Here is a 16,992-nt window from a genome sequence, read left to right on the forward strand (position 1 = left end):
ACCGCCCTGCCCGCCGGGCCCCGCGGACGGCCGCCCCGCCCGCCGTGGCGCGGGGCCGCGCTCCGCATCCCGGTGGGGCTCCCCCGGCGTCGGCGGGGGGACTAACGTCTCGTACGTGCCCTACTTCGACGCGGCGTCCGCCGCACCGCTGCATCCCGTCGCCCGTGAGGCCCTGCTCGCCTCGCTCGACGAAGGCTGGGCCGACCCGGCCCGCCTCTACCGCGAGGGGCGGCGCGGCCGGCTGCTGCTGGACGCCGCGCGCGAGGCCGCGGCCGAGGCCGTGGGCTGCCGCCCGGACGAGCTGGTTTTCACCCCTTCGGGGACGCAGGCGGTGCATCGGGGCGTCGCCGGGGCGCTGGCGGCCCGTCGGCGCGTCGGCCGCCGGCTGCTGTACTCCGCCGTCGAACACTCCTCCGTACTGCATGCCGCCGAGGTCCACGAGGCGGCCGGCGGCACCCGCGCCGAGCTGGCCGTGGACCGTACGGGCCGGGTGGCGGCCGACGAGGCCTCCGCCGCGCTCACCCCGGACACCGCACTGGTCTGTCTCCAGTCCGCCAACCACGAGGTGGGAACCGAACAGCCGGTCGAAGAGGTGGCCGCGCTCTGCCAGGAGGCGGGGGTGCCCCTTCTGGTGGACGCCGCGCAGTCGCTGCCCTGGGGTCCGGTGCCCGGCGCCTGGTCGCTGCTGGCGGCGAGCGCCCACAAGTGGGGCGGTCCGCCCGGGGTGGGGCTGCTCGCGGTCCGCAAGGGGACCCGGTTCGCGCCCCAGGGGCCGTATGACGAGCGGGAGTCCGGCCGTAGCCCGGGGTTCGAGAACATCCCGGGGATCGTGGCCGCCGCGGCTTCGCTGCGTGCGCTGCGGGCGGCCCCGGAGACCATGGACGAGGCGGTGCGGCTGCGGCGGCTGGTGGAGCGGATCCGCACACGGGTGCCGGAGCTGGTGCCGGACGTGGAGGTGGTCGGCGATCCGGTGCGCCGCCTCCCCCATCTCGTCACCTTCTCCTGTCTCTATGTCGACGGAGAGACGTTGCTGCACGAGCTGGACCGTGCCGGGTTCTCGGTTTCGTCCGGATCGTCCTGTACGTCCAGCACCCTGGCGCCGAGCCATGTGCTGCGCGCGATGGGTGTGCTGTCCGAGGGGAATGTGCGGGTCTCGCTGCCGTACGGCACCGCCGAGGCGGATGTGGACCGCTTCCTGGAGGTGCTGCCGCAGGTGGTGCGGTCGGTGCGGGAGCGGCTGGGGGTGCCGGCGGACGTAGCGGCGACGGCCGGCGGGGCCGCGGCGGCCCCGGCGCCCCACGAGGAGCCCGACGAGCCCGCCGGCCTGGTCGTCGACTCGCTCGGCAGGCGTTGCCCCATCCCGGTCATCGAGCTGGCGAAGGTGATCGGCCAGGTGCCGGTCGGCGGGACGGTGACGGTGCTCTCCGACGACGAGGCGGCCCGGCAGGACATCCCCGCCTGGTGCGCGATGCGCGACCAGGAGTACGTGGGCGAGCGGTCCGCCGAACGCGGCGCCGCGTATGTGGTGCGGCGCCGCGTCTGACGGAAGGGTCCGGCCGGTTCAGGCCAGGTACTGCTGGACCTCGGTCGCGGCCTCGTGGCCGTACGCCTTGGTGAAGCGGTCCATGAAGTGGCTGCGGTGCAGCTCGTACTCCTGGGTGCCGACGGTCTCGATGACCAGCGTCGCCAGCATGCAGCCGACCTGGGCGGCGCGCTCCAAGCCGACGCCCCAGGCCAGACCGGACAGGAAGCCGGCCCGGAAGGCGTCGCCGACGCCGGTCGGGTCGGCCTTGGCGTTCTCCTCCGGGACGCCGACCTCGATGGCCGGCTCGCCGACCCGCTCGATGCGGACGCCGTTGGAGCCCAGGGTGGTGACGCGGGTGCCGACCTTGGCGAGGATCTCCTCGTCGGTCCAGCCGGTCTTGGTCTCGATCAGGCCCTTCTCGTACTCGTTGGAGAAGAGGTAGGCCGCGTCCTCCATGAGGGTGCGGATGGCGTCGCCGTCCATACGGGCGATCTGCTGGGAGAAGTCGGCGGCGAAGGGGATCCCGCGGCCGCGGCACTCCTCGGTGTGCCGGATCATCGCCTCGGGGTCGTCCGCACCGATGAGGACGAGGTCCAGACCGCCGACCCGGTCGGCCACGTGCTGGAGCTCGATCAGCCGGGCCTCGCTCATCGCGCCGGTGTAGAAGGAGCCGATCTGGTTGTGGTCGGCGTCGGTGGTGCACACGAAGCGCGCGGTGTGCAGGACCTCGGAGATGCGTACGGAACGGGTGTCGACGCCGTGGCGGTCGAGCCAGGCGCGGTACTCCTCGAAATCGTTGCCCGCGGCGCCGACCAGGATCGGCGCGGTGCCGAGCTGGCCCATGCCGAAGCAGATGTTGGCGGCGACACCGCCGCGGCGGACATCGAGCTGGTCGACCAGGAACGAAAGGGAGACCGTATGCAGCTGGTCGGCCACGAGCTGGTCGGCGAAGCGGCCGGGGAAGGTCATCAGGTGGTCGGTGGCGATGGAGCCGGTGACTGCGATACGCACGACGGGTCTGCTCCTGCGGAGGGCGTAGGGGCGGGCGGACGGAGAGCAACGCTACCCGGCACGGTGCGGGGCCACCCGGTCATCCCGGACACTTGGATCTGCTGAAACCAGCAAATAACTACCCAATAGTAGGCCTTTCTCGCCGGCACATGGCTGCGTACGGTGCCCTTATGACCAAGCCTGTGAAAGCCGTCACATCGCGCGCTGCCGGCTCGCCCGCCGTATCGGACCCGGAATCGCTCGACGAGCTGCGCGGCGACTGCGCCCGGATGGCGGGCCACTGGAAGGCCGGGCGGCGGACCGCGCCGGCGCCGGGGCGCGCCTCCGATCTGCACGGGATCAAGGTTCCTGCCACATCCGCCGCGCTGGTGGACGGAATGTCCGAGTACGGCGACTGAACGGTCGCCTCGGCGCCCGAACGGCGGTGGGCGGGAACCGCGCGCGCCCCCGCTCCGTCCCATCGACGTCCACCCCACAAAGGGTGGCACGTCAGATGTTCAGCGGAGCTGAAGGAGCGATGCGGTGAACACCGAGGACACCAACGACACCCCGAGCCCCAAGGAGCGCAGGCGGCGCACCCCGATGGTGGTCGCCTCGATGGCCGCCGCGGTGCTGCTGGCCGGGGGTGGCGCGGCGTACTGGGCCTCGTCCGCGTCCCACGGCGACGGCTCGGGCGCGGGCGCCCCCGCCAAGGGCGACCCGCCGCCGCTCGCGCTCGACGGCTACGACGGCGGCTCGATCGCGGCCGGTGAGCCCAATCCGCAGGGCGCGAAGTACCGGGCCGTGGCGAAGCTGCCCGACGGGCCGGGGTCCGCGCCGGTGTACCGCCCCAAGGGGGAGATCAGCCGGGCGTCGGTGGAACGGCTGGCGAAGGCGCTGGATGTGGCCGGAAAGGTCCGCTCGGAGGGCACCACCTGGAAGGTCGGCGGGCTGACACGGGATGCCCGTAGCCCCGTCCTCCAGGTGAACAAGACCGGCTCGGGTTCCTGGACGTACTCGCAGTACGGCACCCCGGGCGGGACGAACTGCGCGCTGCCCGCCTCTCCCAAGGGAGGGACGGGCGAGGACCGGCCCGCCGGCGGTGGCTCGTCGAGCCGGCCCGGCTGTCCGTCGTACCGCGGCGGCGGGGACATCACGACCGAGGACGACGGCAGCGGCAAGGGCGCGGTGTCGCCGGAGAAGGCCAAGCAGGCGGTGCGGCCGGTGCTCAAGGCGATCGGCCGGCAGAGCGCCAAGCTCGATGCGAGCGGGCTGTCCGGCGCGGTGCGGATCGTGACCGCGGATCCGGTGCTCGGCGGGCTGCCGACGTACGGCTGGCAGAGCGATCTACAGGTCGGTTCGGACGGTCAAGTGGTCGGCGGCAGCGGCCAGTTGGCGAACCCGGTCAAGGGCGCGGTGTATCCGGTGCTGAGCGCCGGCAAGACGCTCGACCGGCTGAATTCGGGCGATGGGCGCAAGCCGGCCGGCTGCCCCTCGACGCCCGCCGGGAAGGGCGGCAAGGACGACGGGATCGCGCCGTGCGAGCCGGCTCCGACGAAGGCGCAGAAGCCGGCCGAGGTGACCGGTGCGGTCTTCGGGCTCGCGGTGCAGTACGTGAAGGGCGGGCAGGCGCTGGTGCCGTCGTGGCTGTACACGGTGCGCCAGCCGGGCGCCGGCAGCGGCCCGGACGCGACATCGACGGTCGCGCACCCCGCGGTGAACCCGAAGTACCTGGCCCACCCGGGCGACGGCACCTCCAAGAGCCCGGGGCAGCCGCCGAAGGGGCCGTCCGGGAAGCCGGGCGCGATGGCGCTGGAGTCGTACGACGTGAGCGACGGCGGCAAGAAGCTCACCGTGCACTTCTGGGGCGGGGTGTGCAGCGTCTACTCGGTGAGCGCCGAGGAGTCGGCCACGACCGTGCGGACCCAGGTCGTCGGCAAGGACAAGCACCCGGGCCAGATCTGCGTGAAGATCGCCAAGGAGTTCACCAAGACCGTGACGCTGGAGCGGCCGCTGGACGGCCGGAAGGTGATCGATGTGTCGACCGGTGAGTCCGTGCCGAAGCAGTGAACAGGGCCGGCGACCGGCCGGCCCGTGAGCGGATACGCCGAAAGGCGGCGCTCCCCACTCGGGGGCGCCGCCTTTCGGCGTACTACCCGTGACCCTTAGCTGAAGGAGTCGCCGCAGGCGCAGGAGCCGGTGGCGTTCGGGTTGTCGATCGTGAAGCCCTGCTTCTCGATGGTGTCGACGAAGTCGATGGAGGCACCGCCCAGGTAGGGGGCGCTCATCCGGTCGGTGACGACCTTGACGCCGTCGAAGTCCTTGACGACATCGCCGTCGAGCGAGCGCTCGTCGAAGAAGAGCTGGTAGCGCAGTCCGGAGCAGCCACCGGGCTGAACGGCCACCCGCAGCGCGAGGTCGTCCCGGCCTTCCTGCTCCAGCAGGCTCTTGACCTTCGACGCGGCCGCGTCGGACAGGATGATGCCGTCGCTGACGGTGGTCTCGTCCTGAACGCTCATCTACATCTCTCCCGGGTTGTACGGACCGCTTGTCATCGGATGCAACCAGCTGCAACCGCAGACGTCCCGGATTAATTCCGGCTGGGCGCAAACTTGTGGAGAAGCCTTCCGAACACTGCCGGGGGCAGCCTCTCTCATCCTTCTTCTCTCATGCTCGCACACCGGCGGCCGGGAACAGGTGGCCGACCACACACAGCGGGGTGCTGATGCGTCACATCGACACGATGGCCATCGTCAAAGTGACGTGAAGCAGCTATCATAGATAGCGTCAAATAGACGAAAAGGCAGTCTGCAGAAATGAGAGGGTGCGTGTCGTGACCACCGCCCAGCCCCTGGACGTCCAGCCGACCCCGCTGGCCCTGCTCCTCCTCGGCCGCGAGGCCGACCCGAAGAGCGAGCGCGGCGTGGAGTGCCCCGGCGACCTGCCGGCGCCGTCGGACCCCGACCTCGTCGAGCGCGCCCGCGCGGCCAAGGCGAAGCTCGGGGACAAGGTCTTCATCCTCGGGCACCACTACCAGCGCGACGAGGTCATCGAGTTCGCCGACGTGACCGGCGACTCCTTCAAGCTCGCGCGGGACGCCGCCGCCCGGCCGGACGCGGAGTACATCGTCTTCTGCGGTGTGCACTTCATGGCCGAGTCCGCCGACATCCTCACCGGCGACGGCCAGCAGGTCATCCTCCCCGACCTGGCCGCGGGCTGCTCGATGGCCGACATGGCCACCGCCGAGCAGGTCGCCGAGTGCTGGGACGTGCTCACCGAGGCCGGCGTGGCCGAGCAGGTCGTGCCCGTCTCGTACATGAACTCCTCGGCCGACATCAAGGCCTTCACCGGCAAGCACGGCGGCACGATCTGCACCTCCTCCAACGCCAAGCGGGCGCTGGACTGGGCGTTCGAGCAGGGGGAGCCCGGTTCAACAAAGGTTCTTTTCCTGCCCGACCAGCACCTGGGCCGCAACACCGCCGTCCGCGACATGGGCATGTCCCTGGACGACTGCGTGGTCTACAACCCGCACAAGCCGAACGGCGGCCTGACCGTCGAGCAGCTGCGGGACGCGAAGATGATCCTGTGGCGCGGCCACTGCTCGGTCCACGGCCGGTTCTCCCTGGACTCGGTGAACGACGTGCGGGCCCGCATTCCGGACGTCAACGTCCTCGTCCACCCCGAGTGCAAGCACGAGGTCGTGGCGGCCGCGGACCAGGTCGGCTCGACGGAGTACATCATCAAGGCCCTGGAGGCCGCCCCGCGCGGCTCGAAGTGGGCCATCGGCACCGAGCTGAACCTGGTCCGCCGGCTGGCCAACCGCTTCGCCGCCGAGGACAAGGAGATCGTCTTCCTCGACAAGACGGTCTGCTTCTGCTCGACCATGAACCGCATCGACCTCCCCCACCTGGTGTGGACCCTGGAGTCGCTGGCGTCCGGCAAGGTCGTCAACCGCATCGAGGTCGACAAGGAGACCGAGAGCTTCGCGAAGCTGGCGCTGGAGCGGATGCTGGCGCTGCCGTAGGCGCCGTGGGCGCCCCTTTGTCGCCACGCAAGACCGGCGGCCCCACCTCGGGAGAGGCGGGGCCGCCGGTCATTTCTTCGGGGCCTCCAGGGTCCAGCGCACCTTGTCGTTGTCCTTGATCGCGGTGCCACAGGGCCCGGTCTTGATCTTTTTCTCGTTCACATACGCGTTCCACTTCTTGCTGTCGTCGGCAAAATCGCCATGGATGCTCGTGACGACAAAGTCCTGCGTGGCGGCGTCCCAGCGCGCCTGGACGCCGAAGTCGAACCGTTCGTCGGCGTCGACCAGGGCGGTGAGGGGCGTGGGGCTTCCGTCGCCGGCGGCGCAGTAGAAGCCGCCGAAGACGAAGCGCGCCTCCGTCCCGGTGCCCACGCTGGCGGTGAAGGCCCCGCCCGTGACCTTCACACGGACGGACGCCGTGGGTCCGATGGCGGCGGCCGGTGGAGCGACTGCGAGAGCCAGGGCGAAGGCGATCCCGGCAGCGGTGACAGGGGCGGCCTTGCGGGCCAGGGCGGACGGCACGGTCGCTCACCTTTCGTCGGATCAGCACCAAAAGCCACGATCCCATCACTCAGTGCGATCGGCGAGCCGGTCACCCCGGCCGGCCGCAATCCGCACCACATCCCGCAGCGCTCGGCAACGCAGACGCGGAAACACACGAAGGAGCCCCCGCAGCCGTAGGACACGGCTGCGGGGGCTCCTGTCGGCGGGCCCGCGGTCAGACGCTCGCGGGCTCCGGTGTGCGCTCGTCGTCGCCCTCGGCGGACGGGACCGGCAGGCCGGCCTTCTTCGCGCGCTTGGCGGCCTTCTTCTTCGCCCGGCGCTCCTTGCGCAGCTCGATCATCGCGTAGAGCGTCGGGACGAGGAGGAGGGTGAGCAGGGTGGAGGTGATCAGACCGCCGATCACGACCACGGCGAGCGGCTGCGAGATGAAGCCGCCGTCACCGGTGATGGACAGCGCCATCGGCAGCAGCGCCATGATCGTGGCCAGCGCCGTCATCAGGATCGGGCGCAGACGGTGGCGGCCGCCCTCGATGACCGCCTCGACCACGCCGTAACCCTGCGACCGGTACTGGTTGATCAGGTCGATCAGCACGATGGCGTTGGTGACCACGATGCCGATCAGCATCAGCATGCCGATCATCGCCGGGACGCCCAGCGGGGTGCCGGTGGCGACCAGCAGACCGATCGCACCGGTCGCCGCGAACGGGATCGAGACGAGCAGGATCAGCGGCTGGATGAGCGACTTGAAGGTGGCCACCAGCAGCATGAAGACGATGGCGATGGCCGCCAGCATCGCCAGGCCGAGCGAGGAGAACGCGTCGGTCTGGTCCTGGGAGACGCCGCCGATCTTCGCGGTGGCGCCGTCCGGCAGCTTCAGGGCGTTGATCTTGCTCTGCAGCTCGGTGCTGACCGCGCCGGTGTTGTCGCCGGTCGGCTTGGCGGTGATGGTCGCCGAGCGGGCGCCGTCGATCCGGGTCATCTGGACCGGACCGGGGACGGTCCGCACGGTGGCGATGGTGCCGAGCTTGACCGGGCCCGCCGGGGTCGGGACGGCCAGGTTCTTCAACTCGGCCTCGGTGGTGGCCGGGTGGGCCGACTTGATCACGATGTCGCGCTCGGTGTCGTCCAGGACGGCCTTGCCGCTGGTGGTTCCGCGGACCGCCTGGGCGACCGCGGCGCCGAGCGTGGCCTGGTTGTAACCGGCCGCCGCCGCCTTGGCGTTGGGCTTGACGGAGATCCGCGGCACGCTCTGGGCCAGGTCGCTCTGGACGTCGGTGACGTTGTCGAGCCCGGCGACGGCCTTACGGACCTGCTCGCCGGCCTTCTTCAGCACGTCGGCGTCGCCGGCCTTGACGACCACGCTCAGGTCCTGGCTGCCGAAGCCGCCGCCCGCGGTGACGGTGGTGTCGCCGATGGACTTGCCGAGCTTGTCGAGAGCGGCCCGCAGATCGTGGGTGACCTTGCCGGAGTCGGCGGCGTCCTTCAGCTTGAGCTGGTAGGAGGCCTGATTGGCGCCGGTGCCGCCGCCGAAGGCCGCCATGAAGCCGGAGGAGCCGACGGTGACCTGGTAGTCGGCGATGTCGTCGTCGGCCGCCAGCAGCTTCTCGACCTTCTTGGCCTGCGCGTCGGCCGCGCCCAGGCTGGTGCCGGGCTTGAGCTCCTGCTTGAGGGTGAGGGTGTCCTGGTCACCCTGGTCGAAGAAGTTGGTCTTCAGCAGCGGGCCCATGCCGAAGGTGCCGATGAGGATGACGACGGCGATGACCAGGCTGGTGATCCGGCGGCGGGTCGCGAAGCGCAGCACCGGGACGTAGAGGCGCTGCAGCGCGCTCTTGGTCTCCTTCTCCTCCGCCGTGCGGCGCAGCTCGTCCACGGTGGTGCCCTCGGGGATCTCGGGGGCGCGCAGGAACCAGTACGACAGCACCGGGACGACCGTCAGCGAGACGATCAGGGAGGAGAGCAGGGCGACGGTCACGGTCAGCGAGAAGGAGCCGAAGAGGGCGCCGACCATGCCTCCGACCACACCGATCGGCAGGAAGACCGCGACCGTGGTGAGGGTGGAGGAGGTGATCGCTCCGGAGACCTCGCGGACGGCGGAGAGGATGGCCTCGCGGCGCTCCTCGCCGTAGCCGAGGTGCCGCTTGATGTTCTCCAGGACGACGATGGAGTCGTCGACGACGCGGCCGATCGCGATGGTCAGCGCGCCGAGGGTGAGCATGTTGAGGGAGAGGTCCCCGGTCCACAGCACGATCAGGGTGATGACGACCGAGAGGGGTATGGAGACCGCGGTCACCAGCGTGGAGCGCAGGCTGAGCAGGAAGACCAGGATGACGATGACCGCCATGGCGAGGCCGAGCAGGCCCTCGGTGGTCAGCGAGTCGATCGACTTGGAGACCGCCGGGCCCTGGTCGGAGGCGACCGTGACCTCGGTGCCCTTGCCCAGGTCCTGACGGATCTTGGTGAGCTTGTCCTTGACCGCGTCGGAGATCGCGACCGCGCTGCCGTCCTGGTCCATCGTCACCATCACGGCGAGGCTGGGCTTGCCGTTGGTGCGGGTGAGGGAGGTCGGGGTGGCCGACTCCTCCTTGACGGTGGCGACATCACCGAGGCGGACCGGCTCGGCCGACCGGCCGCCGCCCACGCCGGCACCGGAGCCGCCGGCCGCCGGGGCCGGGGCGAGGGTCAGGTCCTTGATCTGCCGTACGGAGGTGAACCCCGCGCCGACCTGAACGGTCCTGCTCTGCCCGCCCTCGGCGAACGAACCGGCCGGCACCGACGCACCGCCGGCCTCCAGCGCCTGGCCGAGCGCCTGGGAGTTCAGCCCGGCGGCGGCGAGCTTCTTGTCGTCGGGGGTGACCGCGACGATCCGGTCCTGGACGCCGTCCACCGTGACCTGGCTGACGCCGTCGATGTTCTTCAGGTCCGGTACGACGCTGCGGTCGAGCTGGTCGGCGAGCGTCTGCTGGTCCTTGGTGGCGGAGGAGACGGCGAGGACGACGGTGGGGATGTCGTCCGTCGAGCCGGCCACCACCTGCGGGTCGACGTCCTTGGGCAGCTTCGCGCGGGCGCGGTTCACCGCCTGCTGGACATCGGCGACCAGGCGCTTGGAGTCATTGCCGTAGTCGAACTGCGCCATGATGACGCCCGAGCCCTCGCTCGACGTCGAGGTGACGCCCTTGATGCCGTCGACCGCCTGGATACCGTCCTCCAGCGGCTCGATCACCTGCTTCTCGACGACATCGGGCGAGGCGCCCTGATACGGCGCCAGAACGGAGACCATCGGGAGTTCGATGGACGGCAGGAGCTGCTGCTTGAGCTGCGGGATCGCGATGGCGCCGAAGGCGATCGCCACGATCGACATCAGCGCTACCAGGCCCCGTTGTACGAGGCTGAGTCGGGACAGCCAGGACATGGGTGGGGTCTCTCTTCTGTTCTGAAAAGGACGGCAAGGGTCGGCGGGGCCTGCTCGGGCCCGGCGGCGGGGGCCTTTGCGGGCCCACTTACACCTTCGGCCATGCCCTGGCCGGTTTTCCTCGCTCGCAGGTCGGTTTCCGGCTCGCGGCCGTACCGCGTTCGGAGTACGGCTTACTCCACCCTTACTGCACCCGTGGGCGTACGAGCCCTGACTCGTAGGCGATGACCACCAGCTGGGAGCGGTCGCGGGCGCCCAGCTTGGCCATCGCGCGGTTGACATGCGTCTTGACGGTGAGCGGGCTGACCGCCAGCTGTTCGGCGATCTCGTCGTTGGGCAGCCCGCCGGCCACCAGGACCAGCACCTCGCGCTCGCGGCCGGTCAGCGTCGCCAGCCGCTCCGCGCCCCGCCCTCCGGGCCCACCCTCGACCGAACTGCCGCCCTGGGCAAGGAACTTGGCGATCAGCCCCTTGGTCGCGACGGGCGACAGCAGCGCCTCACCGGCCGCCGCGATCCGGATCGCGTTGAGCATCTCGTCGGGCTCGGCGCCCTTGCCCAGAAAGCCGCTGGCGCCGTTCCGCAGCGACTGCACCACATAGTCGTCGACCTCGAAGGTCGTCAGGATCACCACCCGGACGTCGGTCAGCTCCGGGTCCTCGGTGATCATGCGGGTGGCGGCCAGACCGTCCACGCCGGGCATCCGGATGTCCATGAGGACGACATCGGGGCGCTCCGTCCGGGTCAGCTCGTACGCCTGGGCGCCGTCGGATGCCTCCCCGACGACCTGCATGTCCGGCTCGGAGTCGACCAGCACCCGGAACGCGCTGCGCAGCAGTGCCTGGTCGTCGGCGAGCAGCACCTTGATCGTCATGTTGTCTCCCCCGTACGGACGGACTGCAGTGGAAGGGTGACCCGCACCTGGAAGCCGCCGGCCGCGCGCGGGCCGGTCACGACCGTGCCGCGCAGCGCGAAGACCCGCTCACGCATCCCGATCAGACCGTGGCCGCCGCCGCTGTCCTCCGGCTCGCCGGGCCCGCCCTCCACGGCCGGACGGTCGCCGCCCTTCTGCCGCGGTACCCCGGCCCGGCCCGCTCCGTCGTCCAGGACGGTCACGGTCAGCGTGGTCCCGGAGTGGATGATCCGCACCGTGGCGCGGGCCCCCTCACCGGCGTGCTTGTGCACATTGGTCAGCGCCTCCTGGACCACACGGTAGGCGGTCAGATCGACGGAGGCGGGCAGCGGCCGGGGAGCGGGCGGCAGGTCGAGATCGACGGGGATCCCGGCGCGGACGAACCCCTCGACGAGCTGGTCGAGGACGCCGAGGCCGGGCGCGGGCTCGGTCGGCGCCGTGGGGTCGTCGGACTGCCGCAGCAGGCCGACGGTGGCGCGGAGTTCCTCCAGCGCCGACCGGGACGCCTCACGGACGTGGGCCAGCGCCTGCTTGGCCTGGTCGGGGCGGTTGTCCATGACGTGCGAGGCGACCCCGGCCTGGACGTTGACCAGGGCGATGTGGTGGGCGACGACGTCGTGCAGCTCGCGGGCGATGCGCATGCGCTCCTCGGCGACCCGGCGCCTGGCCTCTTCCTCGCGGGTGCGTTCGGCGCGCTCGGCGCGCTCGCGGATGGCGTTCACAAAGGCACGGCGGCTGCGGACCGCATCGCCCGCGGCGGCGGCCATGCCCGTCCAGGCGAAGATCCCGAGGTTCTCCTGCGCGTACCAGGGGCGGGGCCCGTAGAGCATCGCGGCGGCGGTCAGTACGACGACGGTCAGTGCGCCGATCCGCCAGGTGGTGGGCCGGTCGGTGCGGGAGGCCAGGCTGTAGAGCGCGATCACGGCGGAGGCGGCCACCGGGGCGCGCGGATCGGTGGAGCGGGCGACCAGTTCGATGATGGTCAGCGCGCAGGTGGCCGCCAGGACCGTACGGGGCAGCCGGCGGCGCAGGACCAGGGCGGTGCAGGCCAGGGCGGCGAGCACCACGGTCGTCGCGGTCAGCTCATGGCCGGCGAACCGCGGGCCGTGCCGGCCGTGCGGATCGGCCACCGCGCCGAACAGGATGCACCCGAAGGCGGCCACCGCCAGGACGGCGTCGAACGCCAGCGGGTGCGTCCGGTGCCAGTGGAAGCGGCCGGCGCGGGGCGCGTCCGGACGAGGGTCGGGGAGGCTCACAAGAGCAAACGGTAGCGCCCCGGTCCGGGAAGGGACCGGGGCGCTGTGCGCTGGAGTGGAGGTGGGCGGCGGCGGTCAGCCCGGGATGAGGCCGTCGTCGCTGAGCATCTCCCGGACCTCTTCGAGGGCCGCGTCCTCGTTGGGGAGAATCAGCTCCGACGGCTCCAGGGAGTCGTCGGGCAGCGGTTCGCCGAGCCGGCGCACCGCTTCCAGGAGAGCACTCAGCGTGCGCTTGAAGCCGTCCGTGTCGCCGCTCTCCATCTCGGCGAGCAGCTCGTCGTCCAGCTTGTTGAGCTCGATGAAGTGGCTGTCCGCCACCTTCACCTGGCCCTCCCCCATGATCCGTACGATCACGACGGTCTCCCTTGGTCCGGTCCGACGATCTCTGTGAGGCTAACCGCCGCCGACCGTCACTGCTTGTCGAAACGCGGCTGGTCCTGCTGCGGTGAGGGCTGGGCCTCGCCGCCCTGACCGCTCTCGATCGCCTGCTTGCCGGCCGACGGGCCTCCCGCGAGCTCGGCCTTCATCCGCTGCAGCTCCAGTTCGACATCGCTGCCGCCGGACAGGCGGTCCAGCTCGGCGGTGATGTCGTCCTTGGCCATACCGCTCGGGTCGTCCAGCGCACCGGAGGCCATCAGTTCGTCGATCGCACCGGCCCGCGCCTGGAGCTGGGCGGTCTTGTCCTCGGCCCGCTGGATCGCGAGGCCGACGTCGCCCATCTCCTCGGAGATGCCGGAGAAGGCCTCGCCGATCCGGGTCTGCGCCTGGGCAGCCGTGTAGGTGGCCTTGATCGTCTCCTTCTTCGTACGGAAGGCGTCGACCTTGGCCTGCAGCCGCTGTGAGGCGAGCGTGAGCTTCTCCTCCTCACCCTGCAGCGTCTGGTGCTGCGTCTCCAGGTCGGTGACCTGCTGCTGCAGCGCGCTGCGCCGGGTCAGCGCCTCGCGGGCCAGGTCCTCGCGGCCGAGCGCCAGCGCCTTGCGGCCCTGGTCCTCCAGCTTCGCGGACTGGCCCTGGAGCTGGTTGAGCTGCAGCTCCAGGCGCTTGCGGGAGGTCGCCACGTCGGCGACACCGCGGCGTACCTTCTGCAGCAGTTCCAGCTGCTTCTGGTACGAGTAGTCGAGGGTTTCGCGCGGGTCTTCGGCCCGGTCCAGGGCCTTGTTGGCCTTCGCGCGGAAGATCATCCCCATCCGCTTCATGACACCATCGCTCATGGGCCTCGCGCGCCCCCTTCTGACCGAATCACTTCGGGCTTAGGCTCCAGCACATCTACAGACCCCACAGTACGGGCCCTGGTTCCATTACCGCACTGTTCGCGCCCGGATGCGCTCCTCCTCCAGGACGATCGCGGAGCGCATCTCCTCCCGCGCAAGGAGTAGGGAGAGGCCTGATGTGGCGATATCGGCGTACGCCGTTGCCGGATCGTGGCCGTCGGACCCTGGCCCCCGGGCGGGGAGCACGTACCCTTGGGTTTTGTGTTCCGAAGCCGTTCGAAGGATGAGCAGGCCGCGACCGCCAAGGTGACCGCGGACCAGCCCCAGCAGCCCCGCGACCCGCAGGCCCCCAAAGGCCGCCCGACGCCCAAGCGCAGCGATTCCCAGTCGCAGCGCCGCTCCCGTGCGCATACGCCGTCCAACCGCAAGGACGCGGCCAAAGCACAGCGGGAGGCCCGCCGTGCCGATATGGCCCGCCAGCGTGAGGCGATGGCCAGCGGCGACGAGCGGTATCTGCCGGTGCGCGACAAGGGACCGGTGCGCCGGTTCGCGCGGGACTTCGTCGACTCGCGCTGGTGCGTCGCCGAGTTCTTCCTGCCGATGGCGGTGGTGATCCTGGTGCTGACCATGATCCGGGTGCCGTCGATCCAGACCATCGCGCTGCTGATGTGGCTCGTGATCATCGTGCTGATCGTGCTCGACTCGGTCCTGATCTGGTTCCGCCTGGGCAAGCGGCTTCAGGAGCGCTTCCCGAACGAGAACCTCAAGGGCGTGAAGGCGTACGCGGTCATGCGGACGCTGCAGATGCGGCGGCTGCGGCTGCCGAAGCCGCAGGTCAAGCGGGGTCAGCGGCCCTGAGGGTGCCACGCTGGATGTGATGGGGCAGGGCCGGGTCCGTCCGTACGGACCCGGCCCTGCGTCATGGGGGGCTCAGCCCTCGGCGCCCTCGGCGGCCGCGTGCAGGCTCATCGGGGCGGAGTAGATCTCCTGGCCGTCCTCGAAGAGGCGGACCTGGTCGACGCCGCCGTCGAGCAGGGCCTTCCACTCCTCGCCGATCCAGGATTCCGCGTCGCCCTGGGTCGTGAACTCCTCCGGTTCCACGGCGGGTGCCGTCTCCGTACCGTCCGTCTTCTCGAACCGCCACGTCCACGCCATGTCCGCCTCCTGAATCCCGCCGAGTACGTGTTTGTGCCACCGCGGACCGCGTGCTGACGCACTCCGCCATGTGGTGCTTGCGTGCTGATCGGCAGCCTAACGGCCGTGTCGAGTCCGCCCCCGCCGCGCTCACCGGGCGCGGACGCGAGAAACTCGGCGGTGTGGATGTGACTCTCCTAGGCACCGGGGCCCCTCAGGGGCTGCCGCGCCCCGACTGCCCGTGTGCCGCCTGTGCGACCGCCGTCGGCGACGAGGCGCGGGCGGCGACCGCGCTGCTCGTCGACGGTGCGCTGCTCATCGACCTGACTCCGGGCCCGGCCTTCGCGGCGGCCCGCGCCGGGCAGTCGCTGGCGGGCGTACGGCAGGTGCTGCTCTCGCATCCGCACGACGGGCCGGTGATGGAGGTGCCGGCCGGGCTGCCGACACCGGGCCGGGTCGCCGACGGGCGGGAGCTGGCGCTGCTCGACGGGCACCGGGTGCGGGCCATCGCGGTGGACATCCCGGGTACCGGCTACGAGATCTCCGGCTCCGAGGGCGAGCGGCTGCTGTATCTGCCGCCGGGTGCGGCGCCGGCCGGGCTGGGCGACGGCAACCATCCCGCGGCGGGCGGCGGTTACGAGGGCATGGGCGGCACCGGCCCGTACGACATGGTGCTGGTCGACGTACTGGAGCGGCCGGACGCGCTGGCCCGGCTGCGGGCGAGCGGGGCGGTCGACGCCGCAACGGATGTGGTCGCGGTGCACATCGACCACAGCGTGCCGCCGGGGCCCGAACTCCACCGCAGGCTGGCGGCGGTGGGCGCCCGCGCGGTGCCGGACGGCAGCTCGCTGGTGGTCGGCGAGTTCCACGCGGTGCCGGATCTGCCGCGGCGCACCCTGGTGCTGGGCGGGGCGCGCAGCGGCAAGTCGGTGGAGGCGGAGCGGCGGCTCGCGGCCTTCCCGGACGTGGTGTACGTGGCCACCGGCGGCACCCGGGACGGCGACGAGGAGTGGGCGGAGCGGATCTCGCTGCACCGCGAGCGCCGCCCCAGCAGCTGGCACACCGTCGAGACCTGCGATCTGGTGCCGCTGCTGGCGGCCGCCGGGCCCGGCACCGACCCCGGCACCGGGCGGCCGGCCGATGCCGCACCGCTGCTCATCGACTGTCTGGCGCTGTGGCTGACGCATGCCATGGACGAGGTCGGGGCGTGGGACGACGCGACCTGGGAGGCCGGCGGGCGGCGGGCGCTGCGGGAGCGGACCGATGCGCTGGTGGCGGCGCTGCGGGAGACCCACCGGCCGGTGGTGGCGGTCAGCAACGAGGTCGGTTCGGGGGTCGTTCCGGCGACCGCGGCGGGCCGGAGGTTCCGGGACGAACTGGGGCGGCTGAACGCGGCGTTCGGTGCGGAGTGCGAGCAGGTGCTGCTGGTCGTCGCGGGCCAGGCGCTTGCGCTGCGTGGATGACGGATGCCCGGCGGGGCCCGTGTCCGCTTGCCCGGGGACGCGGCGGCGGGTGCTCTTGACCCGTGACCGAAACCGAGCTGACCGAGACCGGAGCGCAGGGCCGGCAAAGCGCCCGCCCCGCGCGCGAGCCGGGGGCGCGCGGGCGGTGTTTCGACGCGGCCGTACGCGCCTATCTGGTGCGGCATCCGGAGGCGACGGTGGTCGCGCTCGGCGAGGGCCTGGGTACCGGATTCTGGCGGCTGGACAACGGGCGGCTGAACTGGCTGACGGTGCAGCCGCCGGAGACCGCCGCGGTGCGCCGGATGCTGCTGCCGGACGGCGCCCGGCGGCGTACGGTCGCCCGCGCGGTGACCGATCACGGCTGGCTGGACGCGGTACGCGAGCCGCAGCGCGGGGTCATCGTCACGGCGCCCGGGGTGCTGATGCGGCTGTCGCCGCCCGCGGTGCGCGCGCTGCTGGCGGCGTGCGCGGAGCGGTTTCCCGGCGGTGCGCTGGTCTTTGACGCGCTGCCACGGTGGGCGTCCGCGCTCGCCCGACGGGCCGCCGGGCCGGCCGGCGGCCGCCGG

At 71.5% G+C, this 16,992-nt stretch carries 16 protein-coding genes; 7 read left to right on the top strand and 9 right to left on the bottom strand.

Going from position 1 to position 16,992, the window contains the following annotated elements:
- Positions 1-115 precede the first annotated feature (115 nt).
- Positions 116-1,543 (top strand): cysteine desulfurase/sulfurtransferase TusA family protein, encoded by a 1,428-nt coding sequence (locus DY245_RS38515; RefSeq protein WP_128511754.1) that lies wholly within the window; start codon positions 116-118, stop codon positions 1,541-1,543.
- 18 nt (positions 1,544-1,561) lie between these two features.
- Here DY245_RS38515 and DY245_RS38520 read toward each other — a convergent pair whose 3' ends face one another.
- Complete coding sequence (locus DY245_RS38520) at positions 1,562-2,536, bottom strand: carbohydrate kinase family protein (protein WP_128511755.1); 975 nt, start codon at positions 2,534-2,536, stop codon at positions 1,562-1,564.
- A gap of 170 nt (positions 2,537-2,706) precedes the next feature.
- Between DY245_RS38520 and DY245_RS38525 the strand changes: the two genes are divergently transcribed.
- On the top strand, positions 2,707-2,934 hold the full coding sequence (locus DY245_RS38525) for a hypothetical protein (RefSeq protein WP_128511756.1): 228 nt from the start codon (positions 2,707-2,709) through the stop codon (positions 2,932-2,934).
- 124 nt (positions 2,935-3,058) lie between these two features.
- The gene (locus DY245_RS38530; RefSeq protein WP_128511757.1) at positions 3,059-4,585 is read left to right on the top strand and encodes a flagellar basal body-associated FliL family protein; all 1,527 of its coding nucleotides are present in this window, start codon (positions 3,059-3,061) and stop codon (positions 4,583-4,585) included.
- A 95-nt stretch (positions 4,586-4,680) separates the two neighbouring features.
- On the opposite strand, the gene erpA is transcribed toward DY245_RS38530, so the two are convergent.
- Complete coding sequence (gene erpA, locus DY245_RS38535) at positions 4,681-5,034, bottom strand: iron-sulfur cluster insertion protein ErpA (protein WP_006606077.1); 354 nt, start codon at positions 5,032-5,034, stop codon at positions 4,681-4,683.
- A 305-nt stretch (positions 5,035-5,339) separates the two neighbouring features.
- On the opposite strand from erpA, the gene nadA reads away from it, so the two are divergent.
- Positions 5,340-6,539: a quinolinate synthase NadA gene (gene nadA / locus DY245_RS38540; RefSeq protein ID WP_128511758.1), complete on the top strand. Its 1,200-nt coding sequence runs from the start codon at positions 5,340-5,342 to the stop codon at positions 6,537-6,539.
- Between the two features lie 69 nt (positions 6,540-6,608).
- Here the strand turns inward: nadA and DY245_RS38545 are convergent, their stop codons facing one another.
- The 6 genes from DY245_RS38545 to DY245_RS38570 all read right to left on the bottom strand — a co-directional run bounded on the left by DY245_RS38545 (position 6,609) and on the right by DY245_RS38570 (position 13,814).
- Positions 6,609-7,061 carry a hypothetical protein gene (locus DY245_RS38545; protein ID WP_128511759.1) on the bottom strand — a complete coding sequence of 151 codons (453 nt, stop codon included), beginning with the start codon at positions 7,059-7,061 and terminating at the stop codon, positions 6,609-6,611.
- A 196-nt stretch (positions 7,062-7,257) separates the two neighbouring features.
- Positions 7,258-10,452 (bottom strand): efflux RND transporter permease subunit, encoded by a 3,195-nt coding sequence (locus DY245_RS38550; RefSeq protein WP_128511760.1) that lies wholly within the window; start codon positions 10,450-10,452, stop codon positions 7,258-7,260.
- A 184-nt stretch (positions 10,453-10,636) separates the two neighbouring features.
- Entirely contained in the window at positions 10,637-11,323 is a 687-nt protein-coding gene (locus DY245_RS38555) for a response regulator (RefSeq protein ID WP_128511761.1), read from the bottom strand.
- Positions 11,320-12,618 (bottom strand): sensor histidine kinase, encoded by a 1,299-nt coding sequence (locus DY245_RS38560; protein WP_128511762.1) that lies wholly within the window; start codon positions 12,616-12,618, stop codon positions 11,320-11,322. Before DY245_RS38560 ends, DY245_RS38555 begins: the two co-directional genes overlap by 4 nt.
- Positions 12,619-12,693: 75 nt before the next feature.
- Entirely contained in the window at positions 12,694-12,972 is a 279-nt protein-coding gene (gene pspAA, locus DY245_RS38565) for a PspA-associated protein PspAA (RefSeq protein WP_128511763.1), read from the bottom strand.
- Between the two features lie 56 nt (positions 12,973-13,028).
- Positions 13,029-13,814: a PspA/IM30 family protein gene (locus tag DY245_RS38570; protein ID WP_128511768.1), complete on the bottom strand. Its 786-nt coding sequence runs from the start codon at positions 13,812-13,814 to the stop codon at positions 13,029-13,031.
- A gap of 276 nt (positions 13,815-14,090) precedes the next feature.
- On the opposite strand from DY245_RS38570, the gene DY245_RS38575 reads away from it, so the two are divergent.
- Positions 14,091-14,687: a DUF3043 domain-containing protein gene (locus DY245_RS38575; protein ID WP_128511764.1), complete on the top strand. Its 597-nt coding sequence runs from the start codon at positions 14,091-14,093 to the stop codon at positions 14,685-14,687.
- A 72-nt stretch (positions 14,688-14,759) separates the two neighbouring features.
- Here the strand turns inward: DY245_RS38575 and DY245_RS38580 are convergent, their stop codons facing one another.
- Positions 14,760-14,984: a hypothetical protein gene (locus tag DY245_RS38580; protein ID WP_128511765.1), complete on the bottom strand. Its 225-nt coding sequence runs from the start codon at positions 14,982-14,984 to the stop codon at positions 14,760-14,762.
- A 161-nt stretch (positions 14,985-15,145) separates the two neighbouring features.
- Here DY245_RS38580 and DY245_RS38585 point away from each other — a divergent pair, with 161 nt between their 5' ends.
- On the top strand, positions 15,146-16,426 hold the full coding sequence (locus DY245_RS38585; protein ID WP_128511766.1) for a bifunctional adenosylcobinamide kinase/adenosylcobinamide-phosphate guanylyltransferase: 1,281 nt from the start codon (positions 15,146-15,148) through the stop codon (positions 16,424-16,426).
- Between the two features lie 62 nt (positions 16,427-16,488).
- On the top strand, positions 16,489-16,992 hold a 504-nt coding region (locus DY245_RS38590), incomplete at its 3' end, for a class I SAM-dependent methyltransferase (protein ID WP_128511767.1).

Origin of the sequence: Streptomyces inhibens, assembly GCF_003389455.1 — a bacterium.
Lineage (GTDB): Bacteria > Actinomycetota > Actinomycetes > Streptomycetales > Streptomycetaceae > Streptomyces > Streptomyces inhibens.

Coding starts and splice junctions, on each gene's coding strand:
- DY245_RS38525 (WP_128511756.1), top strand. CDS start 2,707: ATGACCAAGCCTGTGAAAGCCGTCACATCGCGCGCTGCCGGCTCGCCC.
- DY245_RS38580 (WP_128511765.1), bottom strand. CDS start 14,984: ATGGCGTGGACGTGGCGGTTCGAGAAGACGGACGGTACGGAGACGGCA.
- DY245_RS38555 (WP_128511761.1), bottom strand. CDS start 11,323: ATGACGATCAAGGTGCTGCTCGCCGACGACCAGGCACTGCTGCGCAGC.
- DY245_RS38570 (WP_128511768.1), bottom strand. CDS start 13,814: ATGAAGCGGATGGGGATGATCTTCCGCGCGAAGGCCAACAAGGCCCTG.
- DY245_RS38550 (WP_128511760.1), bottom strand. CDS start 10,452: ATGTCCTGGCTGTCCCGACTCAGCCTCGTACAACGGGGCCTGGTAGCG.
- erpA (WP_006606077.1), bottom strand. CDS start 5,034: ATGAGCGTTCAGGACGAGACCACCGTCAGCGACGGCATCATCCTGTCC.